The organism is Niabella hirudinis (genome assembly GCF_051201075.1).
Classification (GTDB): Bacteria; Bacteroidota; Bacteroidia; order Chitinophagales; family Chitinophagaceae; genus Niabella; species Niabella hirudinis.
Window position 1 is genome coordinate 187,116 of the sequence record NZ_JBPEHJ010000002.1, and the last position, 21,673, is coordinate 208,788.

The 21,673-nt window shown below is 46.4% G+C and carries 21 protein-coding genes; 14 read left to right on the top strand and 7 right to left on the bottom strand.

Annotated features, from left to right (window positions below; all coding sequences use genetic code 11):
- Positions 1–141: 141 nt before the first annotated feature.
- From GGU45_RS04135 to GGU45_RS04150, 4 genes are all read right to left on the bottom strand, one after another.
- A complete protein-coding gene (locus tag GGU45_RS04135) occupies positions 142–1,731 on the bottom strand; it encodes a RagB/SusD family nutrient uptake outer membrane protein (protein WP_435222287.1) in 1,590 nt (529 codons plus the stop codon).
- Between the two features lie 32 nt (positions 1,732–1,763).
- The gene (locus GGU45_RS04140) at positions 1,764–4,874 is read right to left on the bottom strand and encodes a SusC/RagA family TonB-linked outer membrane protein (protein ID WP_435222289.1); all 3,111 of its coding nucleotides are present in this window, start codon (positions 4,872–4,874) and stop codon (positions 1,764–1,766) included.
- 90 nt (positions 4,875–4,964) lie between these two features.
- Complete coding sequence (locus GGU45_RS04145; protein WP_435222291.1) at positions 4,965–5,981, bottom strand: FecR domain-containing protein; 1,017 nt, start codon at positions 5,979–5,981, stop codon at positions 4,965–4,967.
- 51 nt (positions 5,982–6,032) lie between these two features.
- Positions 6,033–6,551 (bottom strand): RNA polymerase sigma factor, encoded by a 519-nt coding sequence (locus GGU45_RS04150; protein ID WP_435222293.1) that lies wholly within the window; start codon positions 6,549–6,551, stop codon positions 6,033–6,035.
- Between the two features lie 233 nt (positions 6,552–6,784).
- Here GGU45_RS04150 and GGU45_RS04155 point away from each other — a divergent pair, with 233 nt between their 5' ends.
- From GGU45_RS04155 to GGU45_RS04190, 8 genes are all read left to right on the top strand, one after another.
- Positions 6,785–7,621, top strand: a complete 837-nt coding sequence (locus tag GGU45_RS04155) for an endonuclease/exonuclease/phosphatase family protein (protein WP_435222295.1) — start codon at positions 6,785–6,787, stop codon at positions 7,619–7,621.
- 181 nt (positions 7,622–7,802) lie between these two features.
- Complete coding sequence (locus tag GGU45_RS04160; RefSeq protein WP_435222297.1) at positions 7,803–8,273, top strand: helix-turn-helix transcriptional regulator; 471 nt, start codon at positions 7,803–7,805, stop codon at positions 8,271–8,273.
- A gap of 503 nt (positions 8,274–8,776) precedes the next feature.
- Positions 8,777–10,066: an aminopeptidase P family protein gene (locus GGU45_RS04165; protein ID WP_435222299.1), complete on the top strand. Its 1,290-nt coding sequence runs from the start codon at positions 8,777–8,779 to the stop codon at positions 10,064–10,066.
- Between the two features lie 231 nt (positions 10,067–10,297).
- Positions 10,298–11,023: a succinate dehydrogenase cytochrome b subunit gene (locus GGU45_RS04170; protein WP_435222301.1), complete on the top strand. Its 726-nt coding sequence runs from the start codon at positions 10,298–10,300 to the stop codon at positions 11,021–11,023.
- A gap of 103 nt (positions 11,024–11,126) precedes the next feature.
- The gene (locus tag GGU45_RS04175; protein ID WP_435222303.1) at positions 11,127–13,103 is read left to right on the top strand and encodes a fumarate reductase/succinate dehydrogenase flavoprotein subunit; all 1,977 of its coding nucleotides are present in this window, start codon (positions 11,127–11,129) and stop codon (positions 13,101–13,103) included.
- Positions 13,104–13,186: 83 nt separating this feature from the next.
- On the top strand, positions 13,187–13,609 hold the full coding sequence (locus GGU45_RS04180) for a four helix bundle protein (RefSeq protein ID WP_435222304.1): 423 nt from the start codon (positions 13,187–13,189) through the stop codon (positions 13,607–13,609).
- Positions 13,610–13,661: 52 nt separating this feature from the next.
- Positions 13,662–14,432 (top strand): succinate dehydrogenase/fumarate reductase iron-sulfur subunit, encoded by a 771-nt coding sequence (locus GGU45_RS04185; protein ID WP_435222305.1) that lies wholly within the window; start codon positions 13,662–13,664, stop codon positions 14,430–14,432.
- 91 nt (positions 14,433–14,523) lie between these two features.
- Positions 14,524–15,369 carry a hypothetical protein gene (locus GGU45_RS04190; protein ID WP_435222306.1) on the top strand — a complete coding sequence of 282 codons (846 nt, stop codon included), beginning with the start codon at positions 14,524–14,526 and terminating at the stop codon, positions 15,367–15,369.
- A 4-nt stretch (positions 15,370–15,373) separates the two neighbouring features.
- Here GGU45_RS04190 and GGU45_RS04195 read toward each other — a convergent pair whose 3' ends face one another.
- The 3 genes from GGU45_RS04195 to GGU45_RS04205 form a co-directional block, all read right to left on the bottom strand.
- On the bottom strand, positions 15,374–15,985 hold the full coding sequence (locus GGU45_RS04195) for a trimeric intracellular cation channel family protein (protein WP_435222307.1): 612 nt from the start codon (positions 15,983–15,985) through the stop codon (positions 15,374–15,376).
- A gap of 108 nt (positions 15,986–16,093) precedes the next feature.
- The gene (locus GGU45_RS04200; RefSeq protein ID WP_435222309.1) at positions 16,094–16,552 is read right to left on the bottom strand and encodes a DUF983 domain-containing protein; all 459 of its coding nucleotides are present in this window, start codon (positions 16,550–16,552) and stop codon (positions 16,094–16,096) included.
- Between the two features lie 99 nt (positions 16,553–16,651).
- Positions 16,652–17,935: a UDP-N-acetylmuramoyl-tripeptide--D-alanyl-D-alanine ligase gene (locus GGU45_RS04205; RefSeq protein ID WP_435222311.1), complete on the bottom strand. Its 1,284-nt coding sequence runs from the start codon at positions 17,933–17,935 to the stop codon at positions 16,652–16,654.
- A 112-nt stretch (positions 17,936–18,047) separates the two neighbouring features.
- On the opposite strand from GGU45_RS04205, the gene GGU45_RS04210 reads away from it, so the two are divergent.
- From GGU45_RS04210 to GGU45_RS04235, 6 genes are all read left to right on the top strand, one after another.
- Entirely contained in the window at positions 18,048–18,362 is a 315-nt protein-coding gene (locus GGU45_RS04210) for a hypothetical protein (protein ID WP_435222312.1), read from the top strand.
- Between the two features lie 83 nt (positions 18,363–18,445).
- On the top strand, positions 18,446–18,739 hold the full coding sequence (locus tag GGU45_RS04215) for a hypothetical protein (protein WP_435222314.1): 294 nt from the start codon (positions 18,446–18,448) through the stop codon (positions 18,737–18,739).
- Between the two features lie 4 nt (positions 18,740–18,743).
- Complete coding sequence (gene ispF, locus GGU45_RS04220; RefSeq protein WP_435222316.1) at positions 18,744–19,229, top strand: 2-C-methyl-D-erythritol 2,4-cyclodiphosphate synthase; 486 nt, start codon at positions 18,744–18,746, stop codon at positions 19,227–19,229.
- A gap of 115 nt (positions 19,230–19,344) precedes the next feature.
- Positions 19,345–19,788: a dUTP diphosphatase gene (gene dut, locus GGU45_RS04225; protein ID WP_435222318.1), complete on the top strand. Its 444-nt coding sequence runs from the start codon at positions 19,345–19,347 to the stop codon at positions 19,786–19,788.
- 83 nt (positions 19,789–19,871) lie between these two features.
- On the top strand, positions 19,872–20,705 hold the full coding sequence (lolB1, locus tag GGU45_RS04230) for a lipoprotein insertase outer membrane protein LolB1 (RefSeq protein ID WP_435222320.1): 834 nt from the start codon (positions 19,872–19,874) through the stop codon (positions 20,703–20,705).
- A 24-nt stretch (positions 20,706–20,729) separates the two neighbouring features.
- Positions 20,730–21,617 carry a murein hydrolase activator EnvC family protein gene (locus GGU45_RS04235; protein WP_435222322.1) on the top strand — a complete coding sequence of 296 codons (888 nt, stop codon included), beginning with the start codon at positions 20,730–20,732 and terminating at the stop codon, positions 21,615–21,617.
- Positions 21,618–21,673: the final 56 nt, after the last annotated feature.

The following is a 21,673-nucleotide window of genomic DNA, read 5'->3' on the forward strand; positions in this document are numbered from 1 at the left end:
TATTGACTAACAATCACCTTTAGATACTCAAACAGGTTGCATGACAAAATAAAGACTTTTAAGACAGTCTCCTATCTTATTTGGCAGGGTAGATAAACAGACCGTGCGCAACACGCCGGGGTGTATAGCTTCAAACAGCGATCACCATCCCGGTGTTTGCTTATAGGCGCCACCGCTGAGGTTGATTTCGTCCGGTGCAATGGGCCATGCCATTTTTGTTTGGGTATAACTACGGGCCGGCCAAACCTGCTGAACGGTGTAGGGAGACGCCGGATTCGACTTATCCGCATGAATACGCCCATGCAACGGCGCATTGATCTTTGCCACATCATTCCAGCGTTTCAGGTCCATCAGGCGGTCTGTCCATTCACAGGCCAGTTCGCAGCGGCGTTCGTGCTTCAGATCATTGAGCGTGGGATTGGCGATCGGTAACAGGCCCACCCTTGCCCGTACTTCGTTCAACGGTGCGGCAGCGTCTCCGTTCTTTCCCTGTTGGATCAGCGCCTCCGCTTTAAATAAGAGGATCTCCGCATAACGCATTAACGGCAGGTTTAGTGCAGTGGTGGGATAGTCCCCGTTCTGGTTGATCTTGTCATTCGTCTTGGGTTCATTGTTAGTACCATAACTAAACGGTTCCATATATTTATTAATCTGGAAACCAGACAGGCTATTGGAGGACGAATAGCTACGCTGGACACCAAAAAAGGTAAACTTATCTCCGAACTTTAAGATCGTTGTTTCCCTTCGGGGGTCATTGGCTTCATACTCATCATACAATTCTTCCGTTGGTTGAAAATAGCCCCAGCCGTTATAAATGCCCCAGCCCTTATTTTCCAGTACTACACCCGGGAACTCGGAGCCACCGATTGTTCCCGAGGTTACCGACCAGATATACTCGCTGCTCCAGTTATTGGCTACTTTAAAAACAGCTTTATAATTCTCCGCCGGTGTTGCCATTCCGGTGATCAATGCGCGGCCACATTCGTTTTTGATCCGGTCGCAGACCGCAGGGATCAACGCCCATTTGCTGGCATCAAACTGTGCCCAATAGGCGTAGGTTTTTACCAGGTAGCCCAGCGCTGCAGCCTTATGCGCCCGTCCTTTATTAGCATCATCGTAAGTGCTAAACAACGGCAACAGATCTGCAGCCTTCTGAAGGTCTGCCGCGATGGCGGCATAATTATCCGTAACCGACTTCAGCTGTGGAGGTACGCGTTTTCCAAATTCGGGGTTCTCAATGGCATCATAGGGCACCCCCTGATCCTTATGCCCCCAGAGATAGGCCAGCCAAAAGTGTGAAAAGCCGCGCATAAAATAAGCCTCTCCCAATACCTGCTTCTTCAGGTCTTCCGGAATATTGGTAGCAGTAGGTACGCCCGCAACCGCCTGGTTGGCTTTATTCAGCATCCAGTAAAGATCGTTCCAGCCATCTCGCATATAGCCTTCGTTACCGGTACAAATAAAGTTTTTAATATTTTCACCATCTGCCTTGGTGCGTCCTACGATCAGATCATCACTGGCGTTCTGCATCCAGAAAAGGTTTCGCCCCCAGGTACCTTCATTGCGCATTGGGGCATATAAGGCTCCTATCGCCTTTAAAACATTCTTTTCCCCATCCCATTGATATGCTGTAGATGGAACGCCCTGCGGTTTTGTATCCACCCAGTTCTTGCTGCAGGAGCTGCACAAAAACACAACGGCTATTATTAAACAGGTAATATTATTTTTCATATACTGATTTTAGTTTTCGCTTCATCCATTTTTTAAAAAGTCAACTTAACACCCGCTGCATAGACCCTGGACACAGGAAACTGGCCGCCATCAAAACCAAAACCGCCTACTTCAGGATCCATACCGGAGTATTTGGTAATGGTGAGCAGGTTATCACTGCTTACATATACCCGCAGTTTCATATTGCGGTACAATTTGTTGAAATTATAGCCCAGCACTACACTTTTTAATCTCAGGTAATTCCCGTTTTCCAGATACCAGTCGGAGGGTGTCTGAAAATTATTATTGGGGTCATTGGAAGATATACGCGGGATCGTTCCCCCGGTATTGGTAGGCGACCAGGCATCCAGTATCTTATCCCAGCGATTATAGCCCTGCTCCGACGCATTGAGCGTAGATTCCTTAAATATATGGAACAGCTTTACACCGCCTACGCCCTGCCAGAACATACTGAAATCAAAGTTTTTCCAGTACGCATTTGCCGTAAAACCATAGGTAACTTTAGGAAAGGCATTCCCCATAAACACGCGGTCTTTTTCATTCAGTTTACCATCGCCGTTCTGATCAATAAACTTCAGATCACCGGCTTTGGCTTTTCCCTGTATCCGCTCTCCATTCGGTCCTACATAAGCAGCAGCTTCCTGATCGGTCTGAAAAATTCCTCCGGTCTGATACAGCCAGAAAGACCGGTACGGCTGTCCTACAACCGAACGGTAAGGGCTGATGGTTCCCCTCCAGGTGTCGCCATCGTTCCAGGCAGATTCCGGATTTTCATCAATATAAGCCACCCGGTTCTTCAGTGTGGCAAAATTCCCGTTGATGTCATATCCCACTGCACCGATCGTCCCCTTCCAGGTAGCGCTGAATTCCAGACCGGTGTTTTTGACTTTCCCCTGGTTAATCAGGGGCGCGCCAAAACCCATAGCTACCGGCCAGTTATTGCTTTGCGTTGCTATCAGATCGATGGTCAGCTTATCAAAATAATCGGCTGTAATATTCAACCGTTCATCCAGCAAGCTGATATCAATACCGAGGTCTTTTTGCTCGGAGGTTTCCCAGTTCAGTTTAGGATTGTGCAAACTAGCCAGGTAGTAAACAAAGCTTTCAGGAGCTCCCGTACCAATCTGGTTGGAGTTGCCTCTTGTAAGTGTGGGATACCCGTAATACAGCCCAACGGAGTTTATGTTCCCGATGCGTCCCCAGCTGGCTCTGAATTTCAGCAGGTTTACCAGGGGCACATTAAAGAAGGGCTCTGAACTGAGTTTCCAGGCGGCCGTTACACCGGGGAAATATTTCGACCGGTTTTGTTCCGGAAGCCGGCCTGCAATATCATTTCTCAAACTAGCCGTCATAAAATAGCGGTCGGCCCAGCTATAAGAGAACCGGCCTACATACGATTGGTTGCGGTCCTTCCAATCCCAATCGTTAGGTTTGATATCGGTAAAATTATCAGCAAATGCGAAAAACTGAGCCCAGCTGGCTTCATCATCAAAGGTCTTTGCCGAAGCACTAAACCCTTTTGCCGCATTCTGCTGTGCCGTGGTGGAAAGCATCAAACCGATATTGTGCCCGTTAAATACGCGGGCGTAATTCAGCGTATTTTCCCAAATCCAGTTATTGCGCTTATCCGTAGAATAATCCAGCTGGTTGGAGTTATTGGGTTTCCCCGGCTCTGTGCGGCGGGGTATGAAATTCTTATACAAGGATTGTCCCTGACGGTAGGAGAAACGGGTAATGAACGAAAGTCCGTGTGTAAACAGGTTATTGATCGTTAATTCAGAAACCGACTGTATATCCAACCCCTTATTATCGGGCTTATTCCGCAGCAGGGTAGCTACAGGGTTTACCACATCGCCATGGATACCCAGGTAATCCTTATCCTCTCTTGGACCTACGCCGCCAAAGCTGCCGTCCGGGTAATAGACTGTAGCCGAACGCGGCATATAGATCGCCGACAGGATGGTGCCGTCATAACCGCTAAATGTACCGGTACCCCGGCTGTCGCTGTTGTTGTAAAATAGCTCTTGTCTGAATTTTACATTCGAAGCAATCTGATAACCGGCGTTGAACCGGAACGACATATTCTTTGCATAAGTATTCAGAAGTGTACCCTGGTTTTCTTCATAACGCCCCTGGAACAGGGTGCTGAATTTTTCGGTACCCGCGTTCAGGGTTACGGTATGGCGCTGGATAAGCCCCGTGCGGAAAATGGAACCGATCCAGTCCGTGCGTGTTTCCTGTGCATAGGGATTTTTAGCCGCATTCCACCCGTCTAATGGCAGTACCCCGGCATTGGCTGCAGCCAGATTAGCCACTTCGGCTTCCTTTTGTGCGGTTAACGACTGTGGTAGGCGCCAGGCACTCTTTGCTCCTACAAAACCGGCATACTCAACAGAAGGAGTTCCACTCCTGGCCTGCCGGGTAGTAACCAGAATCACACCGGCCGCTCCCGAGAATGCCCCATAAATAGCAGCAGAAGCGGCGTCTTTTAATACCGTAATGGATTCCACATCCGCCGGGTTATAGGGGGCGTTGGGCACCCCATCTACCACATACAGCGGGCTTTCGCCGCTCCGGTTACCAACACCCCGGATTACAACCTGGGCGCCCCTGTCGGGATGGCCTCCATCGTTTACAATCGTGATCCCGGCCACTTTTCCCTGCATCATATTTTCCACGCCCAGTACCGGCCTGCTTTTGGCCTGCTCCAGGTCCGGAACGGTTGCCACGGCCGCCGAAAGATCTTTCTTGCGCATGGATCCATAACCAATAACCACTACCTTGTCCAGCGCACTGCTGCTGGGCTGCAGCTCCACGCTTATAGAAATGCGGCTGGTCTCATTTACTTCATAGCCTTCCAGGGTATCGGCCGCATACCCCACATAACTCACAATAAAACGATACCCCAAACCCGGGGGAATCCTATTGAATTGGAAGATACCATTCTGATTGGTTACTGCGGTTAGTCCGCGTACGGGGGTTTCCCCCGCTCCGGCTTTTTCAAGAACTACGGAAGCCCCCGAAAGAGGTTCTCCTTTCTCGTTTTTTACCACACCCGTTGCCGAGTTGGTTCCATTGTCTTGCCCAAATGCAATAAAAGGGGCACAGGCAAGCCATAGCAGTACCATACGTAATTGCTTCATAAGAGATGTTGATTTAGTTTTTCTTCTTTAAAAATCCAACCTCCTTCCGGAGATAAACAGCGTTGATTTATTTATAAGGCAGGCACCCGTTTATTCATCCAGGCCGATCCGGAACCCTGTCTTTGTTTTTTCGATACTAAGATGGTTTAATAATGCAAGCGTGTTCAAAAACTGTTCAATAGTTTCTGAAGATGGCCGGTACATGCCGGTAAAGCGCATATTCCTCACCTCCGGTCCTTTAAAGTCAACTTTTAAATGATACTGTTGCTCTATCGTTTTAAATACATTGGCCATTGGTTCATTGTCAAATACCAATACGGTGGTAATGGGCCCCGTTGGCGGTTCCGCATCTGCCTTTTGGAGCGCAGGCCCGTTCCCAAACCGCTGCACCTTATTGGAAAAATCGCTATTGTTAAACAATAATTCCTGGCCTGGAACTAAAAATACCACTTCAACTTTTTTTACTACGTGCGGCTCTTTTCCCACTACCACCTTTCCTTCTAAAAGCCGTACGCTCGTCAACAAGGTATCCTTGTCTTCAACACTAAAAACCGTTCCTAATGCTGTAATATTAATATTGCGGGTATGCACGCAAAAGGGTTTGGAACGATCTTTTGCTACAGAAAAAGAAGCGTTGCCCTTTAAGGCAATATCCCTTCGCCTGCCAAATACCGAATCAAAACTGATGATACTGCCCGGGGCCAGCGCCACCTGCGACCCATCCGGTAACCGGATGTTTTTTACAACAAACGAAGTGTTTTCTATTCGGGTACAGGCCATGGCCACCGGCTCCGGCACAGCGTCCGGCGCCTCCGGCTGAATCAGGAAATAAGAAAGGCCTATCAGCACAGCCAATGCAGCTGCAACGGCCGTCCATTTCCAATAACGGGTACGCGCCTGCATTTTTAAAGTTATACGCCGGAGTATGCGCGCGGATATAGCGGCAGGTAACCCGTTATGATACCGGAACGCTTCCCAGCTCTGCTCCGTCATATAGCGCGCAAGCACATCGGGGTGCGCAGAAAGCCAGACTCTTACTTCAGCCTCCTGCTCTTTGGAGCAGCCCCCCTCAAAAAACCGTTGCAATATTTCCGGGGAAATTTCCATACCCTATTATTCGAACAGGCTAAAAAAAACCCCTACATCGGTATGCTTTTTTTATAAAAAAAAGTGCAGCGTTTTTTTCAACCGGCGTACAGCCCTTGTTATATGTGTTTCTATTGTTTTTGGAGAAATGGAAAGCAGGGCGGCTGTTTCCTTATGAGAAAGGTTATTGATGCGGGTCTGTGTCAGCACCTCCTGCTGCATTACCGGCAAATTATGGATGGCTTTCATTACCTGCTTCAGGTCATCCTTCATTTCAATGGCTGTCATTGCTGAATTTTGTCCGGTAACCGATTCGGAATGCGGAAGCCTTACCACCTCCCGGATCCTGTTTTTACGCAGCAGATCAATGAGGGTGGATTTCGCCACCCGGAACAATTGCGTAGATAAACCATACTCGGTGGATAATTTTTCCCGCTGTTCCCATATTTTAATAAAACTTAGCTGCACGGTTTCTTCGGCCAGCCATTCCGAACGGGTATGCTTATAAATATACTGATACAGACGTGCATGAAACAAGTTGTAAAACTCATAAAATGAGTCATGATCCCCTTCCCTGATTTTCTGAAGCATCGCAAGCATATACCGCCGGTAGTAGACATTAAAATTACACCAATATATCCTTATAACAAGAAACTTTGTGAAGATAATGCTTTTAGAGGCATCCGGTTCCGCCTGTTATACATGTTTCCTAAAAGATAACAATCCGGTAATACAATATTGATTAATTTTCCTCCTTCCAGGTTAAAATCCCCGGCAAAGCATTAACTTGGCTCCCCGATGCCTGCAACTAAATACCTTATAATATGAAGCAATACTTACTGGCACTTACACTTGCCTGCGGTACTCTTTACCATGCCGCCGCACAACAGCTCAAAGTGGCCACTTTTAATATCCGGATGGAAACCAGCGCAGACCAGGGAAATCTCTGGACCGACCGCGCTACGCCCGTGGCCAATCTTATCCGCTACCACGATTTTGATGTATTTGGAACCCAGGAGGGTTTTAAAAATCAGCTGGATGATATCAGTGAGCGGCTACCCGGTTACGCCCGGTACGGAAAAGGGCGTGATGACGGCGGTGATAAAGGTGAGCACTCCGCCATATTCTATAAAAAAGACAAATTTAAACTGCTGAAATCCGGCGATTTCTGGTTGTCGGAAACACCCGATAAACCCGGAAAAGGATGGGATGCAAAATGCTGCAACCGGATCTGTTCCTGGGTTCATTTACAAGATAAAAAGACCGGTAAAAAAATGTATTTCTTCAGTGTCCACTTCGACCATGAAGGAGTCATTGCCCGGATAGAAAGCGCCAGGCTGATGCTGAAAATGATCCGGAACATTGCAAAAAATGAAAACACGGTCCTTGTTGGCGACTTCAACGGCGACCGGAACTCGGAATGGTACAAGATCCTTGCCAGCTCCGGACTTTTGAGGGATACCTACCGCGATGTAAAAGAACCTTATGAAAATAATGCATCATTTAATGCATTTGGAAAAGCGCTGAACCGCAATGAGGTCATTGATCATATCTTTATTACCCGGGGCGGCAAGGCAGTAAAATGGGGTATATTAACGGACACCTACCGGGGCAAGTTTCCATCAGACCATTTCCCTGTTGAAGCCTCAATTTACTTTTAAAATTTTACCACCATATAAAAACAAACAAATTACATCCAATCAAAACAATTGGGGGTTGTTTTCCTCTAACCAAAACGGAATCAGCAGTTCACCGCATATTTTTTAAAAATACCCCAAATGGGGTATTTTTGACATATTAATAAAAAATACCTTTGAGCTGCAAAATTTTAACCGCTTAACTATGACTGTTTCTGCTGATGAGCCTAACAGGAGTGTTCCGGCATATTATCCCGTTTCTGATAAAAAAAATGGAACAGGGAGCCTGTCTAAAATCATACAGACAGAATTGGCCAATGATGAAAACGTCCTTGGAATCAAAATCGAGGTCATCCATCAAAGCACGCCTTCAAAAAGAAAAAAAGTGTCCCTATCTATAAAATTAGACCGGGAAGATGTTTTGGAATATGTAAAAACCATTGATTTCTATTTAAGGAACAGGAAAATGCTCTCCAGATACAAAACAAGCATTGAGCAATTAAGCGCCCGTGAAAAAGAGATCTGCCGGTTCCTTTCCAAGGGGCATTCAAGTACCGAAATTGCTGAGCTCCTGTTTATTGCGACCGATACCGTAAGAACACACCGGAAAAACATCTTCAGAAAGCTGGAATGCAATAGCGTAAAGGAGCTTATTTTTTATTCCATGCTACTCTGACAGGCCGTTCAAAAATACCCCGGTTGGGGTATTGCAGAGATTAGGAAAGTAGTAGATATTTGTGTACTGAATTTACAACCAGAAAGAATTGATAGATGCAATTTAACCTGTAACCTGAACCTGCTTATGATAGTTCCGGCAATAAGGCGGTTATATCAGTTTAATTATTAAAATGAGTAAGGACATTGAATTACCCGCGTTGTAAAGGGTATGCGCATTTTTTTGGAATATTATTAAAAGTATATGCTTAAGATATTTTATTGAGGTTCATTATCCACTCAATAAAAAAGAATCGAGGTTTACATTGAAAGCAAAAAAAAGCCCATTTAACTTTTGTATAAGTGGTGTTTATTTTGAAGGCTGTCCTATTCTTAGGGCAGCTCTTTCTTTTGTATAAACGACAGGGCTTATCAGTATGGGTCTGCTGTTTTACGTATATTTGATACCCATAAACAACGGGTTCGGTATTGGCAACCCCGCGTTATTCTGATAAATACATACACATGAAATATTTACCGCTGGATCCACGGATCTTTATTAAAAACCGGAAACGATTCACTGACAAAATGGAACGCAACGCCATCGCCATTTTTTTAGCCAATGATGAAGTTCCTGAAAACGGCGATGCCCTTTACCGGTATAAGCCCAACAGCAGCCTGTTTTGGCTTTCTGGCATACAACAGGAAGATACGATGGTGATTTTGTACCCGGACAATCCGGACCCCAAATACCGCGAGGTCCTCGTACTGGTACGTCCCAACGAATTAAAGGAAAAATGGGATGGAAAACGCCTGCGCGCAGGGGAGGCTACCGGCATCAACGGTATTAAAACCATTGTTTGGCAGGATGCATTGCCGGCCCTGCTTATATCCTGGATCCATGCGGCTGAAACGATTTATCTGGATACTAACGAAAACGACCGTAAAAGTTCCTGGATCGAAACCCGGCAATACCGCTATATAAAAGAACTGAAAGAAAAATTTCCGCTGCACCAGTACAAACGGGCGGCCCCGGTTCTGAAAGAGTTGCGTGCCATTAAGACGCCCGAGGAAGTGGAAGTGATCAAAAAAGCGATCGGGATTACCGAAAAAACATTCCGCCGCTTATTACAGTTTATCAAACCCGGTGTTTGGGAGTTTGAAATTGAAGCCGAGATCCTCCACGCTTTTCTCAGTAACCGCGCTACAAGGGAAGGTTATGGCAGCATTATTGCCAGTGGCGACCGCGCCCGTACCCTGCACTATGTAAGCAATAACCAGCAATGCCGCGATGGCGAATTGATCCTGATGGATTTTGGAGCCGAATATGGTGGTTATAATGCGGATCTTACCCGCACCATACCCGTCAACGGAAGATTTACCAGACGCCAGAAAGAAGTTTACAATGCCTGCTTACGACTGCACCGTTATGCAGCATCTCTACTAAAGCCGGGCGTTACCATTATAGATTATCATGAAAAAATAGGCAACGAAGCCACCAGGGAGTTCATCAAACTGGGGTTGCTCACAAAAGCCGATCTTAAAAATGAAGACCCCGAAAACCGGGCCTACCGCAAATATCTTTACCATGGCATCAGCCATCACCTCGGTATCGATGTGCACGACCTGGGCCCCTTCCGCTCACCATTAAAAGCCGGTATGGTACTAACCATTGAACCCGGCATCTATATAGAAGAAGAACAAATGGGCATCCGGATCGAAAACAATTTCCTGCTTACCCGCAATGGGAATATCGACCTGATGAAAACCATGCCGATCGAAGCAGAAGATATTGAACGGCTGATGAATAGCTGATATACTATTTATTAGCCCGTCCAAGTCACATAGGGCATCCTTGTTGCGTCGCACACTTGTACACTTGCACAGGGCTGATCAGCATTGTGCCCCTGTTGGTGGTTGACTATTCGCATTTCCACATTTGCAAATCTTCAAATTACCCCTTTCCCTGCTTGTCATTTTTTTGTCATCAAATTAAACCTGATGCGTTAACTTTGTCTGCAATTTATTCACCTTCTATAAGAAAATATGAACTGGTCGCAATTTTTCACTTCCTCGGTTGGCAAGAAGATAACCATGGCGCTGTCGGGCATTTTTTTAATCCTTTTCTTAATTGTACATGCGGGATTAAATGCCTGTATCTGGGCAAACGATGGTGGAGTAATGTTTAACAAAGCCGCCCATTTTATGGGAGCTAACGTGGTGCCCCGTGTGTTGGAGATCGGTCTGTTCTTATTTTTCCTGCTGCACATCATTCAGGGTATTGTGCTGGAACTCCAAAACCGCAGCAAACGCGGCGTGGGCTATGCGGTAAAAATGGGCAATCGGGGCAGCAGCTGGAACAGCCGTGCCATGGGCATCCTGGGCGCATTGATCCTGATCTTTTTAGTAATCCACATCAGCGATTTCTGGATCCCCAGCCGTTTTGGCGGATTGGAGCCGATGTTCATCGATAATGCTACCGGCCAGATCGTTACCGAAGGCGCACCCGGGGCAAAAGAGTACCACGATCTGTTTGGTGAAATGAAACACCAGTTTACGGAATACCCCTGGATCATTTTTGTCTATGAACTGGGCGTTATTGCACTTTTCTGGCACCTCGTGCATGGCTTCCAGAGTTCAGGCAGAACATTAGGGCTTACCAATCATAAATACATCAGCCTGGTAAAAACCACAGGTGTTGTGTTTTCCGTTGTTATATGTCTGGCCTTTATGCTGATGCCCTTAAGTTTTTATTTTGGATGGATTCAGTAACCATTTGGTGAAGTGAACAGGCAATAGTGAATGGTGAATAACTCCCCCGACTTTTAAAGACAAAACTTCAAACAAGAAACTATAAACGAGAAACGTTTTAAATATGCTTGATTCAAAAATACCCGCCGGAAAATTAGAAGAGAAATGGACGGATTATAAGGGCCACTGCAAATTGGTAAACCCTGCCAACAAGCGGAAACTGGAAGTGATCGTAATTGGAACGGGGCTTGCCGGGGCTTCTGCCGCTGCAGCCCTGGGCGAACAAGGATACCAGGTAAAAGCTTTTTGCTTCCAGGATTCGCCCCGCCGGGCACACTCTATTGCGGCCCAGGGAGGAATCAATGCAGCAAAAAACTACCAGAACGATGGAGACTCCGTCTTCCGCCTTTTTTATGATACCATTAAAGGGGGCGACTACCGCTCCCGCGAGGCCAATGTACACCGGCTGGCAGAAGTAAGCGTAAACATTATTGACCAATGCGTGGCACAGGGCGTACCCTTTGCACGGGAATACGGCGGCTTGCTGAACAACCGATCCTTTGGAGGCGTACAGGTAAAACGTACCTTTTACGCTGCCGGACAAACCGGTCAGCAATTACTGATCGGCGCCTACCAGGCATTGGAACGCCAGGTAGCCCTGGGTAACGTAAAAATGTACAACCGCCATGAAATGCAGGACATCGTGATCATTGATGGCAAGGCACGCGGTATCATTGCCCGCAACCTGGTTAGCGGACAGCTGGAGCGCTTTTTCGGGCATGCCGTAATACTGGCATCCGGCGGTTATGGCAATGTTTTTTATCTTTCTACCAATGCCATGGGCAGCAATGTTACAGCCGCATGGCGGGCGCACAAAAAAGGCGCGCATTTTGCCAACCCCTGCTTCACACAGATCCACCCTACCTGTATTCCTGTTTCGGGCGATCATCAAAGCAAGCTGACACTAATGTCGGAATCTCTCCGGAACGATGGAAGGATCTGGGTACCCAAAAAACAAAATGACACCCGCAAGGCCAACGATATACCCGAAGAAGAAAGAGACTATTACCTGGAAAGAAGATACCCTGCTTTTGGGAACCTTGTGCCCCGTGACGTAGCCTCCCGCGCAGCAAAAGAACGCTGTGATGCTGGTTATGGCGTAGGCACCACCAAACAGGCCGTATACCTCGATTTTAAATATAACCTCATTAATAAATACGGAAAAGCAGAAGCCAACAAGCATGGCATTCAAAACCCGGACACCGAAACACTGATACGCCTGGGTAAAGAAGTGGTAAAAGAAGAATATGGCAACCTGTTTGATATGTATGAAAAGATCACGGGTGAAAATCCTTACGAAGTGCCGATGCGTATTTACCCCGCAGTGCACTATACAATGGGCGGACTTTGGGTAGATTATGAGTTGATGACCTCCGTAAAAGGATTGTTCTGTCTGGGTGAAGCCAACTTCAGCGATCACGGCGCCAACCGCCTGGGCGCCTCGGCGCTGATGCAGGGCCTGGCAGATGGCTATTTTGTGATCCCCTATACGCTGGGTAATTACCTGGCAGACGAGATCTCTGTAAAACCCATCCCCACCACCGACCGTTCATTTGTGGAAGCAGAAACAGTGGTAAACGAACGGATCAACCGGCTTATGGGCATCCAGGGTACCCAAACCGTTGAAAGTTTTCATAAACGCCTGGGAAAGATCATGTGGGAAAAATGTGGCATGGCCCGTAATGAACAGGGACTAAAAGAAGCCATCCAGGAAATCAGGGACCTGCGCACCGACTTTTGGAAAAACGTGCGGATCCCCGGCGGCATTCATGAAATGAACCCTGAACTGGACAAAGCCAGCCGTGTAGCCGACTTCCTGGAACTGGGCGAACTGATGTGTATGGATGCGCTGGAGCGTAATGAAAGCTGTGGCGGTCACTTCCGCGAAGAAAGCCAAACGCCGGATGGTGAGGCCATGCGTCAGGACAACCCGTATATGTATGTTTCCGCGTGGAAGCTACAGGGCGAAAACGCCTGGGAACTGGAAAAAGAACCGTTGGACTATGAGGTAATTAAACCAACGCAGCGGAACTATAAATAATGTGGGAATTTGGGAATTTGGAAATGTGAAAATTAGGGGGAATAAGTACATTTGATGTATTGTTCACCTATAAATTTCACATTATGGAAACGAAAAACATCATTGTAGAAAAATCCTTAACCTTTGGAGTAGAAATAGTAAGGTTTTCGGAATTATTGGAAGGAGCGAAAAAATATGTAGTGGCAAAACAAATATTGCGTTGCGGTACATCTATCGGCGCAAATATTTTTGAGGCACAACATGCAGAAAGCAGGTCGGATTTTGTTCATAAAATGAAGATATCCGTAAAAGAGGCAAACGAAACATTATTTTGGTTGTCGATTTGTGAGCGAAGCGAAAATTATCCTGTAAGTAGTTCTTTAAAAGAGATGTGTGGAGAACTGATACGGATTATATCAAAAATTATTATATCAAGTAAGGGCAGTATGAAAGGAAGATTACTATTGAGTTTTATCGCACTCTCTGCTGTATTTTTTAAAATAAGAATGGTTTTGACAGGCGTGTGATCTCTATTTACATATTTTCACACTTGTCACATTTACACATTATAGTTTGATTATGGAGCATTATTCAATGAATTTGACCCTGAAAGTTTGGAAACAAAAAAACGCTGAAACCGGAGGTAAATTCGAAACCTACAAAGTATCCGATATTTCTTCGGAAATGTCGTTTCTGGAAATGTTTGATGTATTGAACGAGCAGTTGATCCGCGAAGGAAAAGAACCCATCGCTTTTGATCATGATTGCCGCGAGGGCATCTGCGGCATGTGCTCCATGTACATCAACGGCCGTCCGCATGGGCCCTGGCACGGTACTACTACCTGCCAGCTGCATATGCGTGCTTTTAAAGATGGCGATACCGTTGTGGTAGAACCCTGGAGAGCCAAGGCATTCCCGGTTGTGAAAGATCTGATCGTAGACCGCAGCGCATTTGACCGCATCATCCAGGCCGGTGGTTATATCTCTGTAAATACAGGAAATGCTCAGGACGGTAATGCGATCCCCATTCCTAAAGAAAATGCGGACAAATCCTTCGCCGCTGCAGCCTGTATCGGTTGTGGGGCCTGTGTAGCCGCCTGTAAAAACTCTTCAGCATTATTATTTCTTTCTGCCAAAGTATCGCACCTTGCACTGTTGCCACAAGGTGAAGCAGAAAAGAAGGACCGTGCATTAAATATGATTGCGCAAATGGATAAGGAAGGATTTGGTTCCTGTACCAACACCGGCGCTTGTGAAGCCGTTTGCCCCAAAGAGATTGAGATCACCAATATCGCCCGCCTCAACCGGGAATACCTGGCTGCAGGACTGGCATCTGATACAAAGCACTAAAACCCCATACGCTCCGATATTTAAGCCCCTGTTAACAGCAGGGGCTTTTTTTATAATTTATTTTAGCGGTACACGTCAAAAACGAACCATAATGCATGCTGCAAAACAAAAACTCGGGCACCCGGCCTTCCTGCTATCGGTGCTGTTGCTGCTACTGAACGACTGGCTGCTAAAACCCGTTTTTCACAATGATCTTACGGGCAAGCTTTCTGATTTTGCCGGGCTCTTCGCCTTTCCCTTTTTCCTCAGCGCCCTTTTCCCTGCAAAGAAAAAAATGATCCATATTATTACCGCACTGCTGTTCGTATGGTGGAAATCGGATGGGTCGCAGCCCTTTATCGATGCGCTCAACGCCTGTTCCATCCCCGTGGGACGCGTGGCAGACTATACAGATAATATTGCACTGGTCAGTATTGCCTGTTCCGTTCTTGTTTTACAAACCAATACGGTATACCGGTTAAATAAAATAGCATTCAACAGCATCCTGATCATTAGTTCTTTTGCTTTTACCGCAGACCAGATGGCCACAGAGCAGTACGCTTTCAACAAGGAATACACCTTTGACTGCTCTGGTAAGAAACTAATTGCCGCCTTCAACACATTGCAGTTAAACTACGCAAAACGCTTTAAAAGCAGTTTGAATTTTGATGCGGAAAAAAATATCTTTTATTTCAGGAATACAAAAGACACGGCGGCTTATTTACTGGATCATACAAAAGTAAAAGAGGGCGACACGCTGACCTACCGGACGAAATTCTTCAAAATGATTTTTACGGGGAATCATCAGCAATCAAAGCTGCGGCTGATCAATGCCACGCTTTACTCCTCTCCGCCGCCGTTGCCGTGGTTTCCTTCTTCAAAAAAGGCAACAAAGGCCTTCGAACGGCAGGTGATCAAAAAACTAAGAAAATATACAAGAGAGAGGTGTATAACTTAAAAGATTAATATCGCATCCTTGGAAACGACAGCCGTTTTTGCACCACGATGATCCTGGTAACAAAAATAATAGCAATTACTATGAATTTGCTGATGTCGGTATTTATCTTAAAATGCAGCAGCAGCAGGTACACCACACCGCCAAAAATACAAACCGTGGCATAAATCTCTCTCCGGAAGATTAGCGGAATGGTATTTAAAAGGATATCGCGGGTAATGCCCCCAAAGCAACCGGTGATGGTACCCAATGCAATACAAATGCCGGGGTTCAGCCCAAAATTAATTCCCTTTTGCAATCCTACCACCGTAAATAAACCCAGTCCCAGGCTGTCAAATAAAAAGAGGGTCACTTTTAGTTTCCGGATATAGGTTTTAAAGATAATGGCGGCAATGGAAGTGACCAGGATCACCAGGCAAACCTGTACATCCCGCATCCAGGCTACCGGAGTATCACCAATCAGCAGGTCACGGATGGTACCGCCTCCAACCGATGTTACAAAGGCAATGATCAATACGCCAAATACATCCAGCTTCCGCTGCATTGCAGAAAAAGTTCCGGATATAGCAAAAGCAATGGTTCCCAGTATTTCAATTATTTCGGAGGTGTTGGAGAACATATTTTGTAAATGCTGTAGGCTTTGTGCTGAATGCTGAATCGTCAATCGTCAAAGTCAGCACCGAACTTTGAACTTGAAACTGAAACCTGAAATTCTGACCGCGTCCCCTCACCAGTTATTTCCCTGCTCTTCGTTCATCCGTTCCGACACATCTTCCGGCTTTGTGTACCGCCAGTCCGGGTCATATTTTACAAACCAGGAGAGCCATAAACTACGGGAAAAGCGCATCAGCCAGGGCTGTAGGCATACCAGTAACACCGAATTGAAGATCAGCCAGTAAATAAACCGGTTATCCTTTGCAGAAAAACCAACAGTAAGCCACCACAAAACCGCGCTAAATACAGTAAGTGCAACCGCAATAAAATAACTGACATACCCCGTGCCATAATAAAATCCTACTTCTATCTCCGTAGGCTGCGCGCATACCGGACAGTATTTATTCATTTTCAGTACGCCTCTTATCCGTAAGGCCAGGGGCTTTTCAAACAACTTCCCCTCCCTGCACCGCGGACAATAGCAGCCCAAAATAGTAGCCAGGTAGCCCCTGCTGCTTTTTTCCGGTTCCATAATTTACCCGTTTAAATACAAAGGTACGATTATCAGCGGTCAGCTTTCGGCTTTGAGAACGAATCCAGCGTTAAACTTGAAACCTCAAACATGAAACGTTCAAAGCGCTTCCAGTACTTTTTCCATCTGTGTGCTCCGGCTTCCTTTTACCAGTAGCAGGGCATTTTCCGGCTGATGCGTCTGAAGCCAGGCTGCGGCCCCAGCCGAATTTTCAAAATAACGGAACAGGTCTTTATAAAAGGCAAATGGGTTGCCCACCAGGATTACATCACTCCATCTGTGCTGCCCGATCAATTGTATTACCTGCTCGTGTTCCGCTGCTGTTGCAGGGCCCATTTCCGCCATAGCGCCCAATACCAGGATCTTTTTGCCGCCCTCCATTTTTGCCAGGTTTTCTATAGCCAGTTTCATACTGCTGGGATTAGCATTGTAAGCATCCAAAATGATCCGATTGGTTCCTTTTTCCAAAAGCTGGCTGCGGCTATTGGAAGGTGTATACCCTTCAATAGCTGCCCTGATCTTTTCTATGGGAACATTAAAATGCAGTCCGGCGGTGATGGCCGCCAGTACATTGGGCAGGTTATAATCCCCTACCAACCGGGTTTCAATAAGCGCTTCAAATGGCTGTTTTAGCGCAACGGTAAGAAAGCCGTCCTGCCCCGTGGCGTCTCCTAATATATCGGCATCAGTCGTGCCATAGCGGACAATATGGGCAATACCACGGCTCATATCCCGCAGGTAATTATAATCCCACATTACAAAGGCCGTTCCATCGCCGCGCTCTCTTAAAAAGTCATACAGCTCCCCCTTTCCCTTTTTAACCCCTTCAACACTGCCAAAACCCTCCAGGTGGGCCTTGCCTGCGTTGGTAATCAGCCCGTGGGTAGGTCGGGCAATTGCACAATACCCTTTTATCTCCTCCAGGTGGTTAGCCCCCATTTCGATTACGGCCAGTTGTGCATCGTTTTTTATTTTCAGCAATGTGAGCGGCACCCCAATATGGTTATTCAGGTTTCCTTCTGTAGTATAGGCTTTATAGGTAGTACTTAGTACGGCATGCACCAGCTCTTTGGTAGTCGTTTTTCCGTTACTGCCGGTAATGGCCACTACCGGAAATGAAAACCGGGCACGATGCCAGGCGGCGAGCTGCTGCAGTGCCTGCAATACATCCGGCACCAATATGGTTTTGCCGGGAATTGCGCAGGCGGCTTCATCAATCACTACTTTTGCCGCACCCGCATCAATGGCCTGTTGGGCAAACCGGTTACCATTAAAATTCGGGCCCTTCAATGCAAAAAACAATTCACCTTCTTTTATTTTGCGCGTATCCGTTTGCACATCAGGGTGCTCCAGGTATACCTGGTATAATGCTTCCGTGTTCATCAAACAAAAATAGGTTTTAAAAACATTAAGGAGTTAAGAACCATTAAGAATCAGAACAACTTAGCGATTCTTCATACAAAAAGAATTATTTTCATTTCAAAAATGGCGATCTATGTTTTTTAGCAAAAAAACATTCTTGCTACCTGGCATTTTCTACACCCATCTCGTTTCCTTCGCTCAGGTAAAAACGCCAGAAGATTTTGACTACCCTTATATAAAAATCAATTTTAATGGCGACCCGGTTGATGTTCTAATCAAATCGAAAAAGGGAAATGAGGACATAAAAAAGCCCTTGTTCCTGTTCTTCCAGGAAAGCATGCCTCAGCCCCTGATTAAAACAGATGGGAAGGATACCTGTGGTGTCTTTCCCTTCAACCAGGATGGGCTTGCGGAATTTTATCATCTGGCCATCATCAGGAAACCTTAAATACCGGTTATTATATACAAAGAGCAAATTTCATTATCCGCCACCTGCAATCCCAGCCCTTTATTGCTACCGGGGAACTGATCGTGGCCGGCGATACCAACAAATCACTGATTGAGTTTTCAGCGCCGCTGCTTCCCCATTTACTTGCACTAAACATTCCGGTTCTGGTATCTTACGGCAGTAAGGACTGGTGTACTCCCTTCAATGACTATTTTCATACCGAATGCATTCGTTTAAAAAAGAAAAATATTGTTTTTAATACCTATATTGGCACCGGGTACAACTATTTTCCGGTTGATGCCCCCGGAAAGATCAACTACGAGGGATTTAATTGGGATAAAGTGGCAGATGATTGGCTCAAATGGTTAAAAAATTAAAAACATGAGTTACAGAATTGGATCGGGGATCGATTTTCACCAGTTTGCCGAAGGGCGCGATCTTTGGATCGGCGGTATTAAAATACCTCATCATAAGGGTGCGCTGGGGCATAGTGACGCCGATGTATTGCTGCATGCTATCTGCGATGCCCTGCTGGGCGCCCTGAGCCTGGGCGACATTGGGGTGCATTTCCCCAATAATGATCCGCGGTATAAGGATATCGACAGCAAGATCCTGTTAAAAGAAACCGTACAGTTGATTTCGGAGAAAAGATACAGAGTCGTGAATGTAGACAGTTCCCTTTGCCTGCAGGAGCCCAAAATAAAAAAATTTGTACCGGCCATGCAGCAAACGATCGCAGAAATACTCAAAGTAACCACCTCCGATATTTCTATCAAAGCTACTACCACGGAAGAAATGGGCGCTATCGGCCGCGAAGAGGGACTGATGGCCATGGCAACTGTGCTGCTGCAAAAAATAGAATGCTGATCGGGGCTTGCAGCCCCGATCCATATAATGTTGCCTTTGGCAACCTGCCGGAAAAGCCTTCCGCATAAATGTTAAAGTAATATAATTTTCGTACGAAGCGTTTAACTTTGTTATAATGACCGCAATCGAAATAAAAATCATCAATCAGTCAACCAACCCCTTACCCAGCTATGCAACAACCGGTGCATCGGGCATGGATGTTCGGGCTCATTTAGAAACCCCCATTACCTTAAAATCCCTGGAACGGGCATTGATTCCTACCGGAATTTTTATGGAAATCCCTGAGGGATACGAAGTACAGGTAAGGCCCCGCAGCGGTCTGGCTGTTAAACAGGGGCTTACCTGCCTGAACACCCCGGGTACCATTGATGCCGACTACCGGGGCGAAGTAAAGGTAATCCTGATCAATCTTTCGAACGAAGAACAGGTTATTCAGCATGGCGATCGTATTGCACAGCTTGTTGTGCAAAAAGTAGAAAAAGCGGAATGGGTGGAAACTGTTGTACTGAGCGAAACCGTTCGGGCGGCGGGAGGATTTGGCCATACCGGCAAACAATAACAGCTTTAACAAAATATCTGATACACAGGGCGGCTGCGCTTTTTAAGATCAGCTGCCGGGCAGTTTTTTTTAAAAAACACAGCATGAAATACATTACTTTGTTTTTGTCGGCAGCCCTGATCCTTGCTTCCTGCAACTCAGCAAAAAAAGCACAGCGGACACCGCCCCCTCCGGCAACCGACAGCTCCGTAAAAACAGAAACAGCATCTACCGATGATGCCAGCGGCAAAAAGGACAGCGTGGCGGCTATAGAGACCATCTCCACCGTTCTCCAAAAAATCAATCATATTGAATATACCACCTTCTCCGGAAGGGCTGCGGTAACCTACAAGGCCAAAGGAGATACCAAGAACTTTGATATAAAGCTGCAGATCCACAGGGACAGCCTCATCTGGGCATCGGTAATTGGCCCATTGGGTATTGAAGTGGCCCGGGGAATCATTACAGAAGATTCTGTCCGGATAATTAATAAGCTCAATAAACAATATATTTCTTCCAGTTACGTTTACTTACAGGAGCAACTGGGACTGCCGCTTGATTTGGGCACCCTGCAGGACCTCCTGGTAGGGAATCCGGTCTTTATCGACAAAGCCAACAGCAGTTATACCAAACTGGCCGACACCCTCCAGGTTACCAGCCGCACAAAATTTTTCAGAAACCTGCTCAATGTAATGTTACCGGACTATTTGCCGGCCACAAGCAAGTTGGAAGATGCGGATGCAGGCAAAAAACGCACAGCGGAACTGACTTACGGTGCGTATGAGAAAATAAACAACGCCCAGTTCCCAAAATCAAGAACCATAAATGTAAAATACAAAACAGACATTGAAATTTATTTAGACTATAAATCTTTCACTTTAAATGAAGCGTTAAATACGCCATTTTCCGTGCCGAAGGGCTACAAAACAAAAAAATAGCCCTGTTAAAAAATTGGAGTGCTTATGTTTATGATAAGAAATGGGCTATGGTTGGCATTTATACTGTTGAGCGGTACCGGATTTGCCCAGGATGATGCCAAAACCACTTTACGAAAGGAACGCGCACTGATCCTCAATGAGGTCAACGAAATTCAACGGGCATATAACAGTACAAAAATCGTTTCAAAAGAGGCGATGGTACAACTAACCACGCTCAACCGGAAAATTGAGGGGCAGGAACGTTATGTTGTCAGCATGTCGCGGCAGCCCGGCTTTTTCAACCTGGAAGAAGTGCAGGACAATGACCGGGAGATTGGCCGGATCAAAAAAACCATCGCAACATTGCGGAATTTTTATTATCACCCCGAACCCCCGCCCCCCCCCGCCAAGGCAGAGGAGCCCGCCCCGGAGCCGGCACCCCAGCGGCAGTACCCGATACTTCCACCCCAGCATCATAACGCCTTCCCCATTAGCAATGCTGCCTTAACCGGCGATTTTGGTCTCTATAAGGGTCAGATTCCCTACCCTTTGGATAAAGGCACCATTATACAGGGATTTGGCCGGTTTAAAATTGAGGGAGCCGGCCCCGACATTGTAGGCGATAATCCGGGCTGCACCTTCTCTGCGCCGGTAAATACACCCGTAAAAGCTGTTTTTGAAGGAGATGTGATCAGTGTTTCTAAAATCAGCGGTACGTTTTATGTGGTGATCCGTCATGGACGGTATGTGACCGCTTATAGCAACCTGGCCGGATCTGCGGTTGTAAAAGGTTCAAAAGTAAAAACGGGACAGGTCATTGGCACCGTTGGACGTGATGATGAAACCGGGTATGGAAAACTGGATTTTATCCTGATGCTGGATGACAAGAACCTCGACCCCAAGGGCTGGTTTATTCCCATCCCCCTGCAATAGCAACTGCCGGATACAAAAAAAGCAGGTCTTACGATCTGCTTTTTTTATACGCTTCA